The 15,929-nt window shown below is 65.6% G+C and carries 22 protein-coding genes and 1 pseudogene; 11 read left to right on the forward strand and 12 right to left on the reverse strand.

Translation table 11 applies throughout. From position 1 onward, the window contains the following. Positions 1–889, reverse strand: an 889-nt coding sequence (locus tag QOJ24_RS26525) for a DEAD/DEAH box helicase (protein WP_526266576.1), incomplete at its 3' end; no start/stop codon positions are given. Between the two features lie 60 nt (positions 890–949). Then, the gene (locus QOJ24_RS26530) at positions 950–1,639 is read right to left on the reverse strand and encodes a TetR/AcrR family transcriptional regulator (protein ID WP_526266548.1); all 690 of its coding nucleotides are present in this window, start codon (positions 1,637–1,639) and stop codon (positions 950–952) included. A 22-nt stretch (positions 1,640–1,661) separates the two neighbouring features. On the opposite strand from QOJ24_RS26530, the gene QOJ24_RS26535 reads away from it, so the two are divergent. Then, on the forward strand, positions 1,662–2,144 hold the full coding sequence (locus tag QOJ24_RS26535; RefSeq protein ID WP_526266549.1) for an SRPBCC family protein: 483 nt from the start codon (positions 1,662–1,664) through the stop codon (positions 2,142–2,144). On the opposite strand, the gene amaB is transcribed toward QOJ24_RS26535, so the two are convergent. Further along, positions 2,095–3,636 carry an L-piperidine-6-carboxylate dehydrogenase gene (amaB, locus tag QOJ24_RS26540; protein ID WP_526266551.1) on the reverse strand — a complete coding sequence of 514 codons (1,542 nt, stop codon included), beginning with the start codon at positions 3,634–3,636 and terminating at the stop codon, positions 2,095–2,097. The two genes, QOJ24_RS26535 and amaB, sit on opposite strands and share 50 nt — an antisense overlap. Continuing rightward, on the reverse strand, positions 3,633–4,841 hold the full coding sequence (gene hglS, locus QOJ24_RS26545; RefSeq protein ID WP_526266552.1) for a 2-oxoadipate dioxygenase/decarboxylase: 1,209 nt from the start codon (positions 4,839–4,841) through the stop codon (positions 3,633–3,635). The genes amaB and hglS overlap by 4 nt, the downstream gene beginning before the upstream one ends. A gap of 30 nt (positions 4,842–4,871) precedes the next feature. Here hglS and QOJ24_RS26550 point away from each other — a divergent pair, with 30 nt between their 5' ends. Together QOJ24_RS26550 and lat are read left to right on the forward strand one after the other, a co-directional pair. Next, positions 4,872–5,324 carry an Lrp/AsnC family transcriptional regulator gene (locus QOJ24_RS26550; RefSeq protein WP_526266554.1) on the forward strand — a complete coding sequence of 151 codons (453 nt, stop codon included), beginning with the start codon at positions 4,872–4,874 and terminating at the stop codon, positions 5,322–5,324. Between the two features lie 65 nt (positions 5,325–5,389). Further along, positions 5,390–6,715, forward strand: coding sequence for an L-lysine 6-transaminase (gene lat / locus QOJ24_RS26555; RefSeq protein WP_526266577.1), 1,326 nt, complete (start codon positions 5,390–5,392; stop codon positions 6,713–6,715). On the opposite strand, the gene QOJ24_RS26560 is transcribed toward lat, so the two are convergent. Together QOJ24_RS26560 and QOJ24_RS26565 are read right to left on the reverse strand one after the other, a co-directional pair. Further along, a complete protein-coding gene (locus QOJ24_RS26560; RefSeq protein ID WP_526266556.1) occupies positions 6,708–7,271 on the reverse strand; it encodes a restriction endonuclease in 564 nt (187 codons plus the stop codon). The genes lat and QOJ24_RS26560 overlap by 8 nt on opposite strands. A gap of 47 nt (positions 7,272–7,318) precedes the next feature. Further along, complete coding sequence (locus QOJ24_RS26565) at positions 7,319–7,621, reverse strand: hypothetical protein (RefSeq protein ID WP_526266580.1); 303 nt, start codon at positions 7,619–7,621, stop codon at positions 7,319–7,321. Here QOJ24_RS26565 and QOJ24_RS26570 point away from each other — a divergent pair. From QOJ24_RS26570 to usfY, 4 genes are all read left to right on the forward strand, one after another. Beyond that, positions 7,571–8,032: a methyltransferase domain-containing protein gene (locus tag QOJ24_RS26570; RefSeq protein WP_526266578.1), complete on the forward strand. Its 462-nt coding sequence runs from the start codon at positions 7,571–7,573 to the stop codon at positions 8,030–8,032. The genes QOJ24_RS26565 and QOJ24_RS26570 overlap by 51 nt on opposite strands. Positions 8,033–8,157: 125 nt before the next feature. After that, on the forward strand, positions 8,158–8,526 hold the full coding sequence (locus QOJ24_RS26575) for a hypothetical protein (protein ID WP_526266558.1): 369 nt from the start codon (positions 8,158–8,160) through the stop codon (positions 8,524–8,526). Positions 8,527–8,541: 15 nt separating this feature from the next. After that, positions 8,542–9,168, forward strand: a complete 627-nt coding sequence (locus QOJ24_RS26580; RefSeq protein ID WP_526266560.1) for a flavodoxin family protein — start codon at positions 8,542–8,544, stop codon at positions 9,166–9,168. Between the two features lie 86 nt (positions 9,169–9,254). After that, a complete protein-coding gene (gene usfY / locus QOJ24_RS26585) occupies positions 9,255–9,563 on the forward strand; it encodes a protein UsfY (protein WP_526266562.1) in 309 nt (102 codons plus the stop codon). A gap of 66 nt (positions 9,564–9,629) precedes the next feature. On the opposite strand, the gene mbp1 is transcribed toward usfY, so the two are convergent. From mbp1 to QOJ24_RS26610, 5 genes are all read right to left on the reverse strand, one after another. After that, the gene (mbp1, locus tag QOJ24_RS26590; RefSeq protein ID WP_526266563.1) at positions 9,630–9,866 is read right to left on the reverse strand and encodes a microaggregate-binding protein 1; all 237 of its coding nucleotides are present in this window, start codon (positions 9,864–9,866) and stop codon (positions 9,630–9,632) included. 120 nt (positions 9,867–9,986) lie between these two features. Further along, on the reverse strand, positions 9,987–10,328 hold the full coding sequence (locus tag QOJ24_RS26595) for a hypothetical protein (RefSeq protein ID WP_526266564.1): 342 nt from the start codon (positions 10,326–10,328) through the stop codon (positions 9,987–9,989). Beyond that, positions 10,315–10,713 (reverse strand): PRC-barrel domain-containing protein, encoded by a 399-nt coding sequence (locus QOJ24_RS26600; RefSeq protein ID WP_526266565.1) that lies wholly within the window; start codon positions 10,711–10,713, stop codon positions 10,315–10,317. The genes QOJ24_RS26595 and QOJ24_RS26600 overlap by 14 nt, the downstream gene beginning before the upstream one ends. Then, positions 10,710–11,939, reverse strand: coding sequence for an NRAMP family divalent metal transporter (locus tag QOJ24_RS26605; RefSeq protein ID WP_526266567.1), 1,230 nt, complete (start codon positions 11,937–11,939; stop codon positions 10,710–10,712). The genes QOJ24_RS26600 and QOJ24_RS26605 overlap by 4 nt, the downstream gene beginning before the upstream one ends. Then, positions 11,939–12,379: a hypothetical protein gene (locus QOJ24_RS26610; RefSeq protein WP_526266569.1), complete on the reverse strand. Its 441-nt coding sequence runs from the start codon at positions 12,377–12,379 to the stop codon at positions 11,939–11,941. The genes QOJ24_RS26605 and QOJ24_RS26610 overlap by 1 nt, the downstream gene beginning before the upstream one ends. Before the next feature lie 141 nt (positions 12,380–12,520). Here QOJ24_RS26610 and QOJ24_RS26615 point away from each other — a divergent pair, with 141 nt between their 5' ends. Continuing rightward, complete coding sequence (locus QOJ24_RS26615; RefSeq protein ID WP_526266570.1) at positions 12,521–12,796, forward strand: hypothetical protein; 276 nt, start codon at positions 12,521–12,523, stop codon at positions 12,794–12,796. Positions 12,797–12,815: 19 nt separating this feature from the next. Beyond that, entirely contained in the window at positions 12,816–14,039 is a 1,224-nt protein-coding gene (locus QOJ24_RS26620) for a glycosyltransferase (RefSeq protein WP_526266572.1), read from the forward strand. Between the two features lie 45 nt (positions 14,040–14,084). Here the strand turns inward: QOJ24_RS26620 and QOJ24_RS26625 are convergent, their stop codons facing one another. Next, positions 14,085–15,101: a DNA topoisomerase IB gene (locus tag QOJ24_RS26625; RefSeq protein ID WP_526266574.1), complete on the reverse strand. Its 1,017-nt coding sequence runs from the start codon at positions 15,099–15,101 to the stop codon at positions 14,085–14,087. Positions 15,102–15,298: 197 nt separating this feature from the next. Here QOJ24_RS26625 and QOJ24_RS26630 point away from each other — a divergent pair, with 197 nt between their 5' ends. Both QOJ24_RS26630 and QOJ24_RS26635 read left to right on the forward strand, forming a co-directional pair. Further along, complete coding sequence (locus QOJ24_RS26630; RefSeq protein ID WP_526266575.1) at positions 15,299–15,733, forward strand: ATP-binding protein; 435 nt, start codon at positions 15,299–15,301, stop codon at positions 15,731–15,733. After that, a pseudogene (locus QOJ24_RS26635) lies at positions 15,730–15,929 on the forward strand (RNA polymerase sigma factor SigF); the annotation flags it as partial. The gene QOJ24_RS26630 and the pseudogene QOJ24_RS26635, both read left to right, overlap by 4 nt.

Consider the following 15,929-nt stretch of genomic DNA (forward strand, 5'->3'; position numbering starts at 1 on the left):
CGATGCCGTTGCGTTCGGCGTGAATCTCGTTGAGCCGGGACGTGAGTCGTTCGGCAAGCCGCCGTGAATTGGCGAACACGATTGAGCTGCGGTGCGCCTCGATCAGGTCGACGATGCGCTCCTCGACGTCGGGCCAGATCGAGTTGTTCTCCAGGTTCGCCATGTCGGGAACGGGCACCTGCACCGACAGGTCGAACGTCTTGGCGGCAGGCGGGGCGACGATCGTGGTCGGCGCCTGCCCGGACAGGAAGCGCGCCACCTCTTCTCGCGGGCGCACCGTCGCAGACAACCCGATCCGCTGCGCGGGCTTGTCCAGCAGCTGATCCAGCCGCTCGAGCGAGAGTGCCAGATGGGCGCCGCGCTTCGTCGCGGCCACCGCGTGAACTTCATCGACGATCACGGTCTGCACCGACGCGAGCGAGTCGCGCGCGGCCGACGTCAGCATCAGGAACAGCGACTCGGGTGTGGTGATCAAGACGTCGGGGGGTTTGGCGATCAGCTCCCGCCTGCGCGCGGGTGGCGTGTCGCCGGAGCGGACGCCGACGCTGATATCCGGTGCGGGCAGGCCCCGACGTTCTGCGATGCGGGTGATACCGGTCAGCGGCGTGCGCAGGTTGCGCTCGACGTCGACGGCCAGCGCCTTCAGCGGTGACACGTAGAGGACCCGGGTGCCCGTCCCCACCGGCCGGGGCTCAGCGGCCAACCTGTCGATCGCCCACAGAAACGCGGCCAGCGTCTTGCCTGACCCGGTGGGCGCGACGACCAGTGTGTTGTCCCCATCGGCGATGGCCGACCACGCCTGCGCCTGGGCATCCGTCGGCACCACGAAGGTGCCGTTGAACCACTCCGCGGTCAGTGAGCTGAACCGGGAGAGCGGGTCCTGGCTCACGAGGGGAGCGGGAGTGCTTCGAGGGCTCACGTAGCCATCGTGCCAACCGACACCGACAAATCAGGTACCACGCTGTTCGGGCGCGACCGCCTCGGCCAGTTCGGCAGGTACCCCGGGCACCCGTCCGACCATGTCGAGGAGGGCGTGGGCGCAGGTGTCGGCGATCTGGCCTGCGTCGATGGATGGATCCAGGATGCGCTGCCTGCACATCTCCATGGTCATCGCGAGCCAGCCGTACATGGTGATCCGGACGTCGCGCTCCACCTTGGAATCCAGGTCACCGCCGAGCCTCTCGTTCATCCGGCCCAGCAGCCGGTTGATCTGCCGGTCCTTGTCGGTGTCCTCGATGCCGCGCAGGACGGGGTCGGATGCGCCCATGCCGACGTACGCCGCCCATGCGCCGTGCGGGTGCTTCTCGTCGTAGTGCAGATACGCCAGCACGCCAGAACGCAACTGCTCGAAAACGGTCTGACCCGGCACCGGCGGGAAGTTGGTCGCCTCGAACAGTCGGTCGCCCTCGGCCTTCACCACCGCGGCGAAGAACGCGCGCTTATCGGGGAAGTAGTGGTACATCAGCGCGCGGGAAACGCCCGCCCGTTCGGCGATCTCGTCGATCCGGACCTCGTCGTACGGCCGTTCACCGAAAACCTTGGCACCCAGCGCCAGCAGTTCGGTCCGCCGATTGTCGGGGGACAGCCGCCGCCGCTGCGATGACCCGCTCGGGCGAAGAGCGTCAGACGCTGCAGGCACCCCGCCATTCTAGGATGACGCCGTGGCCGAAATTCACGTCGAACGCACGATCGCGGCGCCGCAGGACCGGGTCTTCGACTGGTTGGCCGACGTCGCCAACCTGACCGTTGCCCCGTTGACCCTCCGGGCCGGATGGGCCAAGGGCACGACGGGACCGGGGCAGGGCGCCGTTCGGAACGTGATCGCCGCAGGCATGTGGCTGCGCGAGAGGTACACCGCATACGACGCGCCGCGCAGCTACTCGTACCGGATCTTCAGTTCTGTACCGGCCATCAACCACGATGGCGGCACATTGACTGTCTCTGCGGCGGGCGAGGGCACACGCGTCGACTGGGACACCGCCTACACCCATCCGGCCTGGGTGGGCGGCAAGGCGCTCGAGGCCGTGACGGGGCGGGCGATCAGGTCGGGCTTCGTCGCCATCCTCGACGGCTGCGCCAAGGCGTTGGGAGGCCTTAGCCGAAGTGCACCCCCTGGGCCAGGGGTAGCTCGGAGCTGTAGTTGACGGTGTTGGTCGCCCTGCGCATGTAGGTCTTCCAGGCATCCGAGCCGGATTCGCGGCCGCCGCCGGTCTGCTTCTCGCCGCCGAACGCGCCACCGATCTCGGCGCCCGAGGTGCCGATGTTGACGTTGGCGATGCCGCAGTCGGAGCCGTCGGCGGCCATGAAGCGTTCGGCCTCCCGTACGTCGAGTGTGAAGATCGCTGACGAAAGGCCTTGCGGCACCGCGTTGTTCATCTCGATTGCCTCGTCGAGGTCGTCGTAGGTGAGCACGTAGAGGATCGGAGCGAACGTCTCGCTGTGCATCAGCTCGGTCTGCGCGGGCATCCGAACCACGGCCGGTGCCACGTAATACGAGTTGTCGCCGAGGTCGTGACGGTCGCCGCCGAACACCTCGCCGCCCTCGGCGCGGGCCCGCTCCAGCGCGCCGACCATGTCGCGGTAGGCCGTCTCGTGAATCAGCGGTCCGACGAGGGTGCCGTCGGCCGCCGGGTCGCCGACAGGCAGCTGCCGGTATGCCGACACGATCCGCTCGACGAGAGTGTCGGCGATGGACCGGTGCACGATCAACCGGCGCATCGTCGTACAACGCTGGCCCGCCGTCCCCGCGGCGGAGAACACGATGCCGCGGACAGCCAACTCGAGATCGGCCGACGGAGTAACGATCGCGGCATTGTTGCCGCCGAGTTCCAGCAGCACCCGGCCGAACCGCTGCGCGACCCGCGGGCCGACCTGCTGACCCATCCGTACCGAACCCGTCGCGCTCACCAGCGCCACGCGGGGGTCATCGACCATGCGCTCGCCGACCTCGCGCCCGCCGATGATCAGCCGGGTCACCGCGCGCGGCGCTCCGACGTCGTCGGCGGCCCGCTCGGCCAACGCCTGGCAGGCCAGCGCGGTCAGCGGGGTGAGCTCCGATGGCTTCCACACCAGCGTGTCGCCGCAGACCAGCGCGATCGCCGCATTCCATGACCACACCGCGACCGGGAAGTTGAAGGCGGTGATGACGCCGACGACGCCGAGCGGATGCCAGGTTTCCATCAGCCGGTGCCCTGGCCGCTCGGAGGCGATGGTCTTGCCGTACAGCTGCCGCGACAGCCCGACAGCGAACTCGCAGATGTCGATCATCTCCTGCACCTCACCGAGGGCCTCTGAGGTGATCTTCCCGGCCTCGATGGTGACCAGCGTGGCGAGATCGTCCTTGTGCTCGACGAGCAGCTCGCCGAGCCGCGCCACCAGCGCGCCACGCACGGGCGCGGGAGTAGTCCGCCACGTCGTGAACGCCTGCGCGGCTTCGGCGATGGCGGCGTCCGCCTGCTCCGGTGCCGTCTCCGCGACGGTGAACAGCACATCGCCGGTGATCGGCGTGCTGGCGTGCACCCCATGTGCGCCCGGCTCACCGAGTTCGACGCGCGAACCGATGGCCTGCAGTGCGTCGCGAGCCTGTGCGCGCAAGTCGTCGGCGGTGGGAAGCTGTGATATCTGAACGCTGGTCATGATGCTGCGACTTTCTCGTAGAGCTCGTAGGGGTCATGAATCAGATGGCCCGTCTGGCCGGCCATCCAGTCGGCTGTGTAGTCCCAGCCGAGATCTTCCTCGCCTGCAGCCTTCTGCGCGTCGGTATCGAGGTTTGATCGGAATATCCCCGCCGCTGATGCGGGCAGGAAATCCTCGTACACAACGGGTTTCGACGGGTCGCCGCCGTGATAGTAGGCCAGGCCGGCCGATGCCATGTGCTCGTGGCAGGCGGGGAAGTAATCGGCCCACGCCGTCGCCGGATCCGGGGTGGCCATGGCGGCGTCGAAGCGTCGGCGTCCCTCCGGGGTGAGGGCGACGCCGCGCGACTCGACCTCTCCGAAGCGCACGCGCAACGTGCCTTCGACGACGTTGCCATCGGCGTCACGGAAGCGCCGCGGCTCCGCGAGAGCCCGAAACGACGTCTGCCGCAACAGCACATCGGGGCCGTGCCGGCGCGGCGGACCTTGAATCGCGTCGGTCATCGTGATGCCGCGCGCGGTCATCCGTCGGTACAGCTCGTCGATGTCGAGGACACGCGGCGTGAGGTGGTTGATGTGCGTGGTCGTGACACCCGCGATGTCGGCAGCGACGGCGGAGACCGCGGTCAGCTCGTCGTACCAGCGGCGATCAATCGGTTCACGGGACAACGCGAAGGCAGCCACCGCTGCCTCGACGAACGTCTCGGCGTGGTCAGGCTCTGCACCGCCGGCTGCGGCGATGGTCCGAGCCTCCGCGATCAACGCGGGATCGAAGAGCTGACGCTCGGACAGGAAACGCTCGACGCGGCCACGCAACTCGGCGGAGAAGAAGCGTGTGTCGGCGGTCGCCAGCATCGACGTGAAGACGCGGAATGGGTTGCGTTCCAATTGATCCGCGTCGATCGGGCGAAACGCCGTGGACACTACCGGCACCGGCGGCGTGGCTTCGCGCAAATCGTAGAACCCGACCGGGTGCATGCCGAAGGCCGCAAACAGGTCGGCGACGTCGGCGAGTTCACGCGGACTGCCCACGCGGATCGCGCCGTGGCGTTCAGCGGTCACCCGCTGCGATCCGCCGACTTCGCGGTTCACTTCCGAACTGACGTCGACGAGCGTGGTGTACGCGGGCACCTCGGCGCCGTACATGCGCGACAGCGCGGCGGCGAATTGGGCGCGCAGCTGCCAGGTTTCGACTGCCCGACTCATCTGGACCATCCGCTCGGATACAGTGCCGCCATGAGCGAACCGCTCGACGACATCGATCGGATACTGGCGCGCGAACTGGTTCTCGACGGTCGAGCCACGCTCGCACATCTGGCGACCACGACGGGTTTGTCGGTGTCCGCGGTGCAGTCACGGGTGCGACGACTCGAGTCGCGCGGGGTGGTGACCGGGTACTCGGCCCGCATCAACCCCGAGGCCGTCGGGCACATGCTGTCGGCGTTTGTGGCCATTTCTCCTATCGATCCATCTCAACCCGATGATGCGCCCGCCCGTCTCGAGCACATCGAGGCCATCGAGTCGTGTCACTCGGTGGCGGGCGAGGAAAGCTATGTCCTCCTGGTGCGTGTCGAGTCGGCGCGGGCGCTTGAAGACCTTTTGCAGCAGATCCGGACGGCGGCCAATGTGCGCACTCGAAGCACAGTCATCCTACAGACTTTTTACGCAGGACGCGACCATATCCCGTAAATCTTCCGGTCAAACCGTATCTAGACCGTAAATAGTCTGTTATTCTGGGCATCATGACCGCTGTGATGACCCCTGCCCAAAAGACAGCCGCCGTCCCCGCGATCGGCCCGGCCGACGTGCGCGAGGTGCTAGGCCGCAGCATCCTCGCCGACGGTCTGGACTTCGTGCTCGACATCGAGCGCTCGGCCGGCTCGATCCTGGTCGACGCCCGTACCGGTGAGCGCTACCTCGATATGTTCACCTTCTTCGCGTCCTCTGCGTTGGGCATGAACCATCCCGCGCTGGCCGAAGACGAGGCGTTTCGCACCGAGCTGGCGCAGGCCGCGATCAACAAGCCGAGCAACTCCGACGTGTACAGCGTCCCGATGGCGCGCTTCGTCGACACCTTCGCGCGTGTGCTCGGCGACCCCGCACTGCCGCACCTGTTCTTCGTCGACGGTGGCGCCCTGGCCGTCGAGAACGCGCTCAAGGTTGCGTTCGACTGGAAGAGCAGGCTCAACGAGACGCGTGGCATCGAAGCCGAACTCGGCACCAAGGTGCTGCATCTGCGTGGCGCCTTCCACGGCCGCAGCGGATACACGCTGTCGTTGACCAACACCGACCCGAACAAGGTCGCGCGGTTCCCCAAGTTCGACTGGCCACGCATCGATGCTCCGTTCATCCGGCCCGACGCCGACATGGACGCGGTCGAGGCGGAGTCGCTGCGACAGGCGCGGGCGGCCTTTGAGGCCAACCCCCATGACATCGCCTGCTTCATCGCCGAGCCGATCCAGGGTGAGGGCGGCGACCGGCATTTCCGTCCGCAGTTCTTCGCCGCGATGCGCGACCTGTGCGATGAGTTCGACGCGCTGCTCATCTTCGACGAGGTGCAGACCGGCTGCGGACTGACCGGGACCGCCTGGGCGTACCAGCAATTGGGTGTGATGCCCGACGTGGTCGCGTTTGGCAAGAAGACCCAGGTGTGCGGCCTGATGGCGGGCCGCCGCGTCGACGAGGTCGTCGACAACGTGTTCGCCGTCAGTTCGCGAATCAACTCGACGTGGGGCGGCAACCTGGTGGACATGGTCCGTTCGCGCCGCATTCTCGACGTCATCGAGTCCGACGGATTGATGGAGCATGCCGCCGAGGCGGGCCGTTACCTGCACGCCCGGCTCGAAGAGTTGGCCGCGGACTTCCCCGAGCTGGTGCACGACGTCCGCGGCAGCGGCCTGATGCGTGCATTCAGCCTGCCGTCTGCTGCGCAGCGCGACGAGCTGATCGCCAGGCTGTGGGATCGCCACGTCGTGATGCTCGCCAGCGGACCCGACAGCGTCCGGTTCCGCCCCGCGTTGACGGTGTCCTTCCGCGAGATCGACGAGGCCGTGGGCGCCGTCCGGGACGCGCTCAGCTGACCTCTTGAGCGGTCAGCCTACGGACGATCGACCGCAGTCTCGGCAGCTCAGCTCCGCCGACCAACTCGCACCCATGTAACTCCGCGAGTTTGATTGCTGCCGGGGTGAATCCGTGGTTGGTGACGACCATGGTCTTCGAACAGCCGTGCATCGGCGCACCCGCGACGACTTCTTGAACCGCACCCGCGCCGACCGGCCGTGACTGCCGTTTGCACTGCACCGCGACGCGATCGGGCCGCTTGCCGACGATCAGGTCGACGCCCCAGTCGCCGGTCACCGCAGTCATGATCACCGGAACCCCGCAACCCCGGGCGATGTGCGCGACATGGTCTTCGAACTCCATGCCCGTCATCGCCGACTCCGCCGCCGCCTCTTTGGGACCGGGGGTGAAGGCGCCTTTGACTGTGGCCAGCAGGAAACGCGGCGTGGCGGCCATCACCACCGGTGCGACGACCCCGACGGCAAGACTGAGAGGGATGGCTACGCCGCACAGGTGAGCCGCCGCACCTGCTGCGATCCCGACGGCGACATACACCTTCGTTCTGGTGCGCATCACGAGGCGAATGGTAGGTCCGCGCACCGACAGCAGCGGTTGTTGGGCCGCTAGGCGACCTGTTCGTTGGACCCGCGAATCGTGCGAGTGCCGAACGGTTGAGCAGGTACGGTCAGCAGATGGCAGCCCGGGGCGCTCTCATGGCAGGTATCGCCAAGCAGCTCGGCCATCCTCGCGGCGTGGGTGGCCGGATAGTCGGGCTCGCGCTCAACCGAGGTAACCGTGGCTTCGTGAGCGCAGCTGTGCAGGCGTTGGACGCCGGGGACGATGCCGTGGTAGCCGATGTCGGATTTGGCGGCGGTGTGGGCCTGAAGTTGTTGCTTGACAGCGTCGGTCGGTCGGGGTCCGTCCATGGAGTGGAAGTGTCCGACACGATGCTCAAGCAGGCCGCGAGGCGGTATCGGCGCGACGTCGCGGCGGGGCGGTTGACTCTGCACGACGGGTCGTTGACCCGTCTGCCTTTCGCCGATGGGGCCTTGAACGGTGTCGTGACCGTCAACACCGTTTACTTCGTCGCCGAACTGCAGGAGGCGTTCACCGAGCTGGCGAGGGTGACGGCACACTCGGGGCGCATCGTCGTCGGCGTCGCCGACCCCGAGACGATGGCGAAGTTGCCGTTCACTGGGCACGGCTTCCGCCTTCGCCCCGTACCCGAGGTCATCAACGCCCTGCAAAGCGCGGGTTTCACCGTGCACCACCGTCGGATCAGTGCCGCAGAAGGGGCACCCCACCTGTTAATCGGTACGCCGGCTTTATCAAGCTGACTTTCGCGAACTCACCCACGTCCAGGATCAGCCAGCGCGTATCGAACCGGAACGCGACATCAACATCGCCCGCGAACCCGCCAAGCGGAGGTTTAACCCCGGATAGCCAGGGGAATCAGCCAGTGGTGTACCGCACCACTGGGGATCTGCGACGCCAGGGCCCGGATGCCCGAGACGGCGTTCGCGATGCCGTCCGGTTCAGCGTTGGCGTGGCCGTCGCAGCAGCGGTATTCATGGCGGTAGCAACGGTGTGGGTCGGCACCTGTGGCGGGTCGACGTTCGACACGGTTGCCTGCGGCGCACCGCAACTCACCCTTCTCGCCCTCGGCGCCCCGCTGATCCTGATGGGCGGGGGAATGTGGGCGTTCCTTCGCACCTATCAGGTCTGGCGCCAGCACGGCACCTCGTCGCCGTGGCATGCGGCGGGCTGGGTTCTGATGACCGCGATGCTGCTGGTTCTTGCGACGGGCCTGCCGTCCATCGCAATGCCCTGATCGAAAGGCACTGCAATGCCGGACAATTCGGAACGGCCCCTCACTGCCGTTGCACTCGTGTGCAGCCTGAAGCGCAGCCCCACGCAGTCGAGCAGTGATCTGATGGCCGAACATGTCTGCGAACAACTGCGCAGCCACGGGGTGAAAACCGACACGCTGCGATGCGTCGACTACGCGATCGCACCCGGCGTCGAGGCCGATATGGGCGACGGTGACGAGTGGCCCAAGATCAGAGACCGCGTTCTCGGCGCCGACATCCTGCTGCTGTCGACCCCCATCTGGCTGGGTCATCCGTCCAGCGTCACCCAGCGCGTGCTCGAACGTCTTGACGCCGAACTGTCCAACACCGACGACGAGGGAAGGCCGATCATGTACGGCAAGGTCGCCCTCGTCTCGGTCGTCGGCAACGAGGACGGCGCGCACAAGGTCTTCGCCGACTGCGCCCAGGGACTTAACGACATCGGGTTCTCTTTCGCGGGTCAGGCGAACACCTACTGGAACGGCGAGGCGATGCAGTCCAAGGACTACAAGGACCTCGAGGAGGTACCCGAGCCGGTGGCGAAGACGACGGCCTCCGCCGCGCGCAATGCCGCACACCTCGCCGGTCTGCTACGAGCCCAGCAATACCCGCCCGAGCAGTGATGTCGGATTCGGCGTCATAGGCGCCGGGTAGTCCTACCGTAGACGTATCCCTGTCAACGGGCAGAGGTGTGGCGGAAGGAGTAGCCATGAAAAGCCCTAAAGATCCCGTCGACCATTCGAGAACGACTCGGCCGCACGCGGGCGAATCGATGACGGATACCAAGAACATGCCCGCGCTCATCGTCATCGGGGTTGCGCTCGCTTGTTTTATTGGCGCCCTAACCGCTCACGCGTCGGGTCATCACAGCACCGGCCTGGTGTTCGGCTCGATCTCGGCCGTGCTCCTGGTCGTCGGGCTGGCCTGGTTGGCCATCGAGCACCGGCGAGTGCGCGGCGTCGAAGAACGCTGGTACTCAGAACATCCCGAAGCTCACCGCCAGCGACCCAGCAGCTAGTCGACTGAAAACAAAAAAGAAGCCCAGCCGGTCTCCCGGCTGGGCTCCTGGTCAAGCATTTGGCTCTTACTGATTGGCCTCTTGGCGCTTCTCGGCTGCCTTCGCGCTGCCGCGGGCCGCGTCGGCCTCGGCTTCCTTCTTGGCGGCGTCTTGCTGGGCGTCGGCCTTGTCCTGCTGTGCCTTGCCCTCATCGACCAGGTCGTTACGACCCGCGACGGTTCCGACCGCTTCCTTCGCCTTACCCTTGACGTCTTCCACGGCGCCCTTGACGCCTTCTGCGGGCCCACTGTTCTTGTCAGTCATAATTCACCTCTCCGCTTGGCGGATCTGCTTGGGGTTTTGCCCTGCTACGGGCTACACGGGGCTATCTCCCCCCGCGCAACAACAGGGTTTCCCACTGGGCGGGTCGCTAAACGCGAAGCCTCATTCATCGGCCGGCAATACGGCCGAGTACCTGGTGTATTGCGGCCGCAGAAAAATTCGGTCGGCCCCCACCCGTGCGACATCCTCCCAGCCGGCCAGGAATGTGCCGCGGTGCCGGTAACGCAGCAGCGCGGCCAGCATCGTCGGCGCGGTGGCCGAACTGCGCTCATAGCCGAGAAAGGATGACTTCGTCCGGGGGCTGACGATCAGCCCCACAACCCGGGGCGTCGACGGGTCGTTTTGCAGATCGCCGGAAACGGACAATCGCACATCCACGACGGTGCCGACCCGATGGCCGGCCGCGTCGACGACACGCAATCCGAGAAACCTACTCAGCTGCATGTCGGCCTCCCGGGATGTGACGGATGATCCGGTCTCGCAGCCACCGCTCCACCCAGTCCACATCGAAGGTCTCATCGGTCTGCTTGAGCTTGACCACCACGCCAACCGCGTCGACCCACGTCCACGGGATTTGCTGCATCAGGGACCGCGGTGGCGCGCCGCCCAGGATGCGGGTGGCCACCACCCTGCCCGACAGCAGCGCGGTCACCTGCGGCGCCTGGGATCCGTCCTCGACGTCTCGGTCCAGTTCGACACCGGACAGTTCCAGGTCGTCGACGATTCCGACGGGGTCGTCGTGCTCGTTGAGCAATTGGCGGTCCAGCAGGTGCAGACGCGCATCGACGAGTCGGCCGCGGTGCCGCTTGGCCGGTAATTCGTCGCTCATTGGCCGGCTCCTGTCACGATCATCAGCGGGATGGCCGACAGCGACGCGATCAGGATGATGACGAGATACACCGAGGCGAGCGTGTTCATCACCTTCCCGTTCGTCTCGTCGCCCATGTACTGAGCGTCGTTGGCGACGATCAGAATCGGTAGATACGTCAAGGGCAGTGCGATCGCCGAGAAGACAACCGAGTATTCGGTGACCAGGATCGGGTCGACGCCGGTGAACAGAACGGCCGAGCCGACGATGATGGTCACGAACATCACTACGTGGAATCGAGCGGCCTCCGCGGGCCTGCGGAATTTGCCCCAGGTCCAGCCGAGGAACTGCGCCAGGATGTAGCCGCCGGACAACGTGGTCTCCAGCGCCGCGCCGAACGTCGCCGCCACGATGCCGACGATGACGAACGCCAGCGCCAATTTTCCTCCGGCGGCCACCACGGGCATGACGGTCTGTGAAAGCGAGGTCACTTCGATCTGGTTGGGCAGCAGCACAATGGCCGCACCCGCGGCGATCGCGATCGACAGGATGCCGCCCAGCGGGAAGCCGATCATGACGTTGAGTCGGGACGTGCCGAGGTCCTTCCTTGTCCAATGCTCTTCGACCGCACCGGAGGAGAAGAAGAACACTTCGTACGGTGTCATGGCGGCACCGAACAACGCGACCGCGTAATACCAGTAGGTTGCCGACGACTCCTGCTCTGGAATGATTGGGGCCGTGGCCTGATGGATAAGGTCGCCCCAATTCGGATGCAACGCAAACACACTCACGGCAAAGACGATCAGGCACAAGCCGAGCAGACCCGTGACGTTTTCCATGATCGAAAACTTCACCCGCCAGATCACCACCCAGACCGCGAAAGCGGCGACAGGTATCCACATCATCCGGCCGACGTCGGTGGCCAGCTGCAAAGCCAGGGCCACACCGCCGATCTCTGCCGTCAATGTCATCAGATTGACCAAGAATGAGGCCGACAAGTTCGACGCCGCCGCTTTCGGCCCGAGCCGTTCCCGAATGATCTCGAACGTTGCCCGTCCGCTGACCGCAGCCACCCGGCCAGCCATGTTGGCATAGAGGCAGATCCCGAGCACGCCCACCGGCACCACCCACGCCAGTGCGAGTCCGAACCGGGATCCGACGACGGCGTTCGTCACCAGATCGCCGATATCGAGGAAACCGCCGATAGCGGTGAGAATCCCGAGCGCGACCGAGAAGAGCTTGGCCATCAGCGGTATCGGCTTTCCAACGCATCAGCTGACGCGATGAGATCTTCGCGCGCCTTGCGCGGGTCAGGTTCTGTGGTGACCTCGCGAATCGCCGCCGCAGCCGCATTGAGTTGTCCGACGATAGTCGTCATCGAGTCGGTGAGCGCGCGCTGCCGCTCGATGTCGACCGGGTCATCGGCCTTGAGATCGGCAATACCCTGGTATGCCTTGACGACCTCGTCGCGGGCATCTGACAGCGCGACGCTCGTCAACGCCGCGCTGGACCGCCGTTGGTCATACAGTTCTAAGGCCAGCGCGCCGCTCCGCGCCGCCCCCGTGGTTTCCTCCATGGCCTGCGCCAGCTGGCCCGGCATTCCGTCCCGGTTGGCCGGGCACCGGGTCAGTAGAAGGCCGAGACCGATCACCAGCAGCGCAAGCGCGAGCGCTGCCCTAATGCGCATGTCAGACGGGTACCCGGAGTAGTGATCACGAAACGGTGCCGGATCCCTGTTAGTCCGTAAAGCGAAGCACTTCGAAGTCACTTTGCGAACAGTCGAGCGATCGAGGTTTGCAGATTTTGAGCCCGCGGTAACGCGATTGACGTGGATATCCGTGGCCCTGCGCGCTCACTTCTGGTGTGGCATGTGCCCGTCAACAGCGCCCGCGACGCCACGGACGCGGTTTGTCCGGTCGCCATCGGCCGCGTGCCGTTGAAGTTTCGAGACATGGAGACCTTGAAATTCGCGCTGCAAGGCTTCGTAACCGATCTCGCCGCAGCGTCTTTGGCCGGAAAGGCGGCACGCGAGTTTGCGCGGGCGTCTTTCTCGCTGGACCGGTTTCTGGATCAGTGGCGCGTCATCGAGGAGCGCTGCGGATGAACAGGACGGAATGGCGCCGATGAAGATCGCGATGGTATCCGAACATGCGAGCCCCCTGGCCGTGCTCGGCGGGGTGGGTGCAGGAGGCCAGAACGTTTACGTCGCCGAGTTGTCGGCGGCGTTGGCCCGCCGCGGGCACGAAGTCTCGGTGTATACGCGTCGCGACGACCCCGGGCTGCCAGAGCGAGTTCACACACCGCAGGGCTACACCGTGGTCCATGTGCCCGCCGGACCGGCCGAGCCGCTGACCAAGGACGAGCTGTTACAGCACATGGGTCCCTTCGCTCAATACCTGGACGCGCAGTGGTCTGTCGACCGACCCAATGTCGCGCACGCGCACTTCTGGATGTCCGGCATTGCCACCCAACTGGCGGCCCGTCATCTCGATCTGCCCGCGGTACAGACGTTCCATGCGCTCGCCGTGGTCAAGCGTCGCCACCAGGATGCCGACGACACGAGTCTGCAAGACCGGCTGCGGCTGGAGTCGATGGTGGCAAGGGCTGCGACCTGGGTCGCGGCGACCTGCACCGACGAGGTGTTCGAGTTGATGCGGATGGGCAGGCCGCGCAGCCGAACATCGGTGGTTCCCTGCGGGGTTGACAATCACCTGTTCACCCCCGACGGTCCAGCGGCTGCCAAGAGCACGATGCATCGCATCGTCAGCGTGGGAAGGTTGGTGCCGCGCAAAGGGTTCGACGACATGGTGCGGGCGATGCTGTCGATACCGCACGCCGAACTGGTCATCGTCGGCGGTCCGAAACCGACGGAGCTGAAAAGTGATTCCGAGGCCTGCCGGTTGCGCGACCTCGCCGATGAACTCGGTGTCGGCAGCCGCGTACACCTCCTCGGCTCGGTTGCTCACCAGGACATGCCGGCGATACTTCGATCAGCCGACGTCGTCGCGTGCACGCCGTGGTACGAGCCCTCCGGCATAGTGCCGCTCGAGGCGATGGCCTGTGGTGTACCGGTAGTCGCCTCCGCGGTCGGCGGCATGCTCGACACGATCGTGCACGATGTGACGGGCCGGCTGGTCGCTCCGAGGAAGCCCAACGAGGTTGCGGCGGCGATAAACATGTTGCTTGGCGACACCTTTCTACGGCAAAGCTGCGGCGCCGCAGGGCGGGATCGCGTGCAGGCCCGCTACTCCTGGGATCGGGTGACATCCGACATGTTGCGGATCTACGACAAGGTGGCAGAGTTCCGTGCCCCGCAGATCTCCGATGCGGATGTGCAGTCGGGATGAGCTGGCCGGGCTGACGTACGTCGGTAGCGGCACGCCGGGCGGCTTCTAACCGCGCGCCACCTTGCGGATCAGCCGCGCGGTGCTGTCCTCCAAAATCGCCTGACGTTGGCCGGCGGTCTTCGCGCGGTTCGCACTGCGCACGCCGGCGGCGATGGTCATCTTCTTCTCATACCCCTCGACAACCCGAGGGTCGACGTAGGAGCCGCGAGCCACCGCGGGGGTGTTGCCGAGTTCCTCTGAAACCTCCTTCATCACCGCGGATTCCACCCGCTTGATCACGGTCTTGTTCACCGGCGGGTCGGCGTCCACGAAGGCCGCGGCCGCCAGCACCGTGCCGTGCCAGGTGCGCAGATCCTTGACGGTGTACTCATCACCGACAAGTTCCTTGAATCGCGCGTTGAGGTCATCGGCGTGAATGTCTTTCCACTCCGACGAGTTGCGGCACACGAGCAGGCGACCAGTGCGGTCAGGTCTGCGCATCAGCGCGCGCACCGACCGGACCACTTCGGCGTCCTCGATGAGCAGGGTGCGACGCACGCCGCTCTTGGCGGGGAAGTCGAACTCGACGGCTTGACGCCGAAGTGCCACGTGTTCACAGAGCAGCGTGGCGATGCCGAACGAATTGTTCTCCTCCGCGTACTGCTCACCGCCGGCCCGGAAGTACCCGAGATCCAGCAATTGCAGTGCCAGGGCGAGGACGCGGTCGCGCTCGAGGCCGCGCTTTTTGAGGTCGGCGTTGATCTGACGACGCATGTCGGGCAGCGCCTTCGACATCTCCAGCACCCGGTCGAACTTCTCCTCGGCGCGGTCCTGCTGCCACTTCTCGTGGTAGAGGTATTGGCGACGACCCGCCACGTCCGTGCCGACGGCCTGGATGTGGCCGGACGGATGGGGACTGATCCAGACGTTTTTCCACGCCGGCGGAATCACGAGGCCCTTGATTCGCGTCAGAGTGGCCTCGTCGGTGATCGCCTTGCCCTCTTGGTCGTGATAGGAGAAACCGCGACCGCGTCGCACCCGGTGCAGACCGGGGCCGCTCACTACGCTGCGACGCAACCGCATGGCAACCTGCCGTTACAAACCCGCAAAGGCTGGGTATCAAAGATCGATGTCATTGCATCATCGGCGCGAGGATGTCGTTCATTCGGCGTTATTACCCCGCCGAGAGCCACATCACACGTTGCTGGAAGCTGGGTGCGCCAGTGGTTAGCTGGGACGCAGCTTGGAGTAGTGTCGGATCGACATTGCCGGGAGGTCAGATGGCCGACGTCGAGAAAAACAACAACGGGCACCAACACGGTGATCGTTCAGTCGAGGTTCGTGTTTCAGCACAGCTGGAGAACCTCGCCGTCGTGCGCACTGTCGTCGCCGCGATCGGCACGTTCGAAGATCTCGACTTCGATGCGGTGTCCGATCTACGGCTCGCGGTCGACGAAGCGTGCACGCGACTGATCCGGTCAGCCGTGCCGGACTCCACCTTGGTGGTCGTGGTCAATCCACGCGAGACCGAGGTGGTCGTCGAGGCATCCACAACATGCAAGACTCAGGACATACTGACTCCGGGCAGCTTCAGCTGGCACGTGCTGAGCTCGCTCACCGATGAGGTCAAGACGTTTCAGAACGGTCAGGGTGCCGAAGAAGGTCAGGTGTTCGGAATCTCTATGACGACGAGGCGAGCGAGTTCGCTCAGGTGAGTCGGCAGTCCTCCCAGGGTTCGTCATCACGGCAGAACTCTGAATACGCGGATGTCGCAGACATGTTCCGCGAATTGCAGGCGCTGTCAGAGGATTCGGCAAAGTTCAGCCGCCAACGGGACCGCATCGTCGAGCGTTGCCTGCCGCTGGCCGACCACATCGCGCGCCGTTTCGACGGACGCGGCGAGCCGCGCGA

The sequence above is a fragment of the Mycobacterium sp. genome (genome assembly GCF_032159775.1).
Classification (GTDB): Bacteria; Actinomycetota; Actinomycetes; order Mycobacteriales; family Mycobacteriaceae; genus Mycobacterium.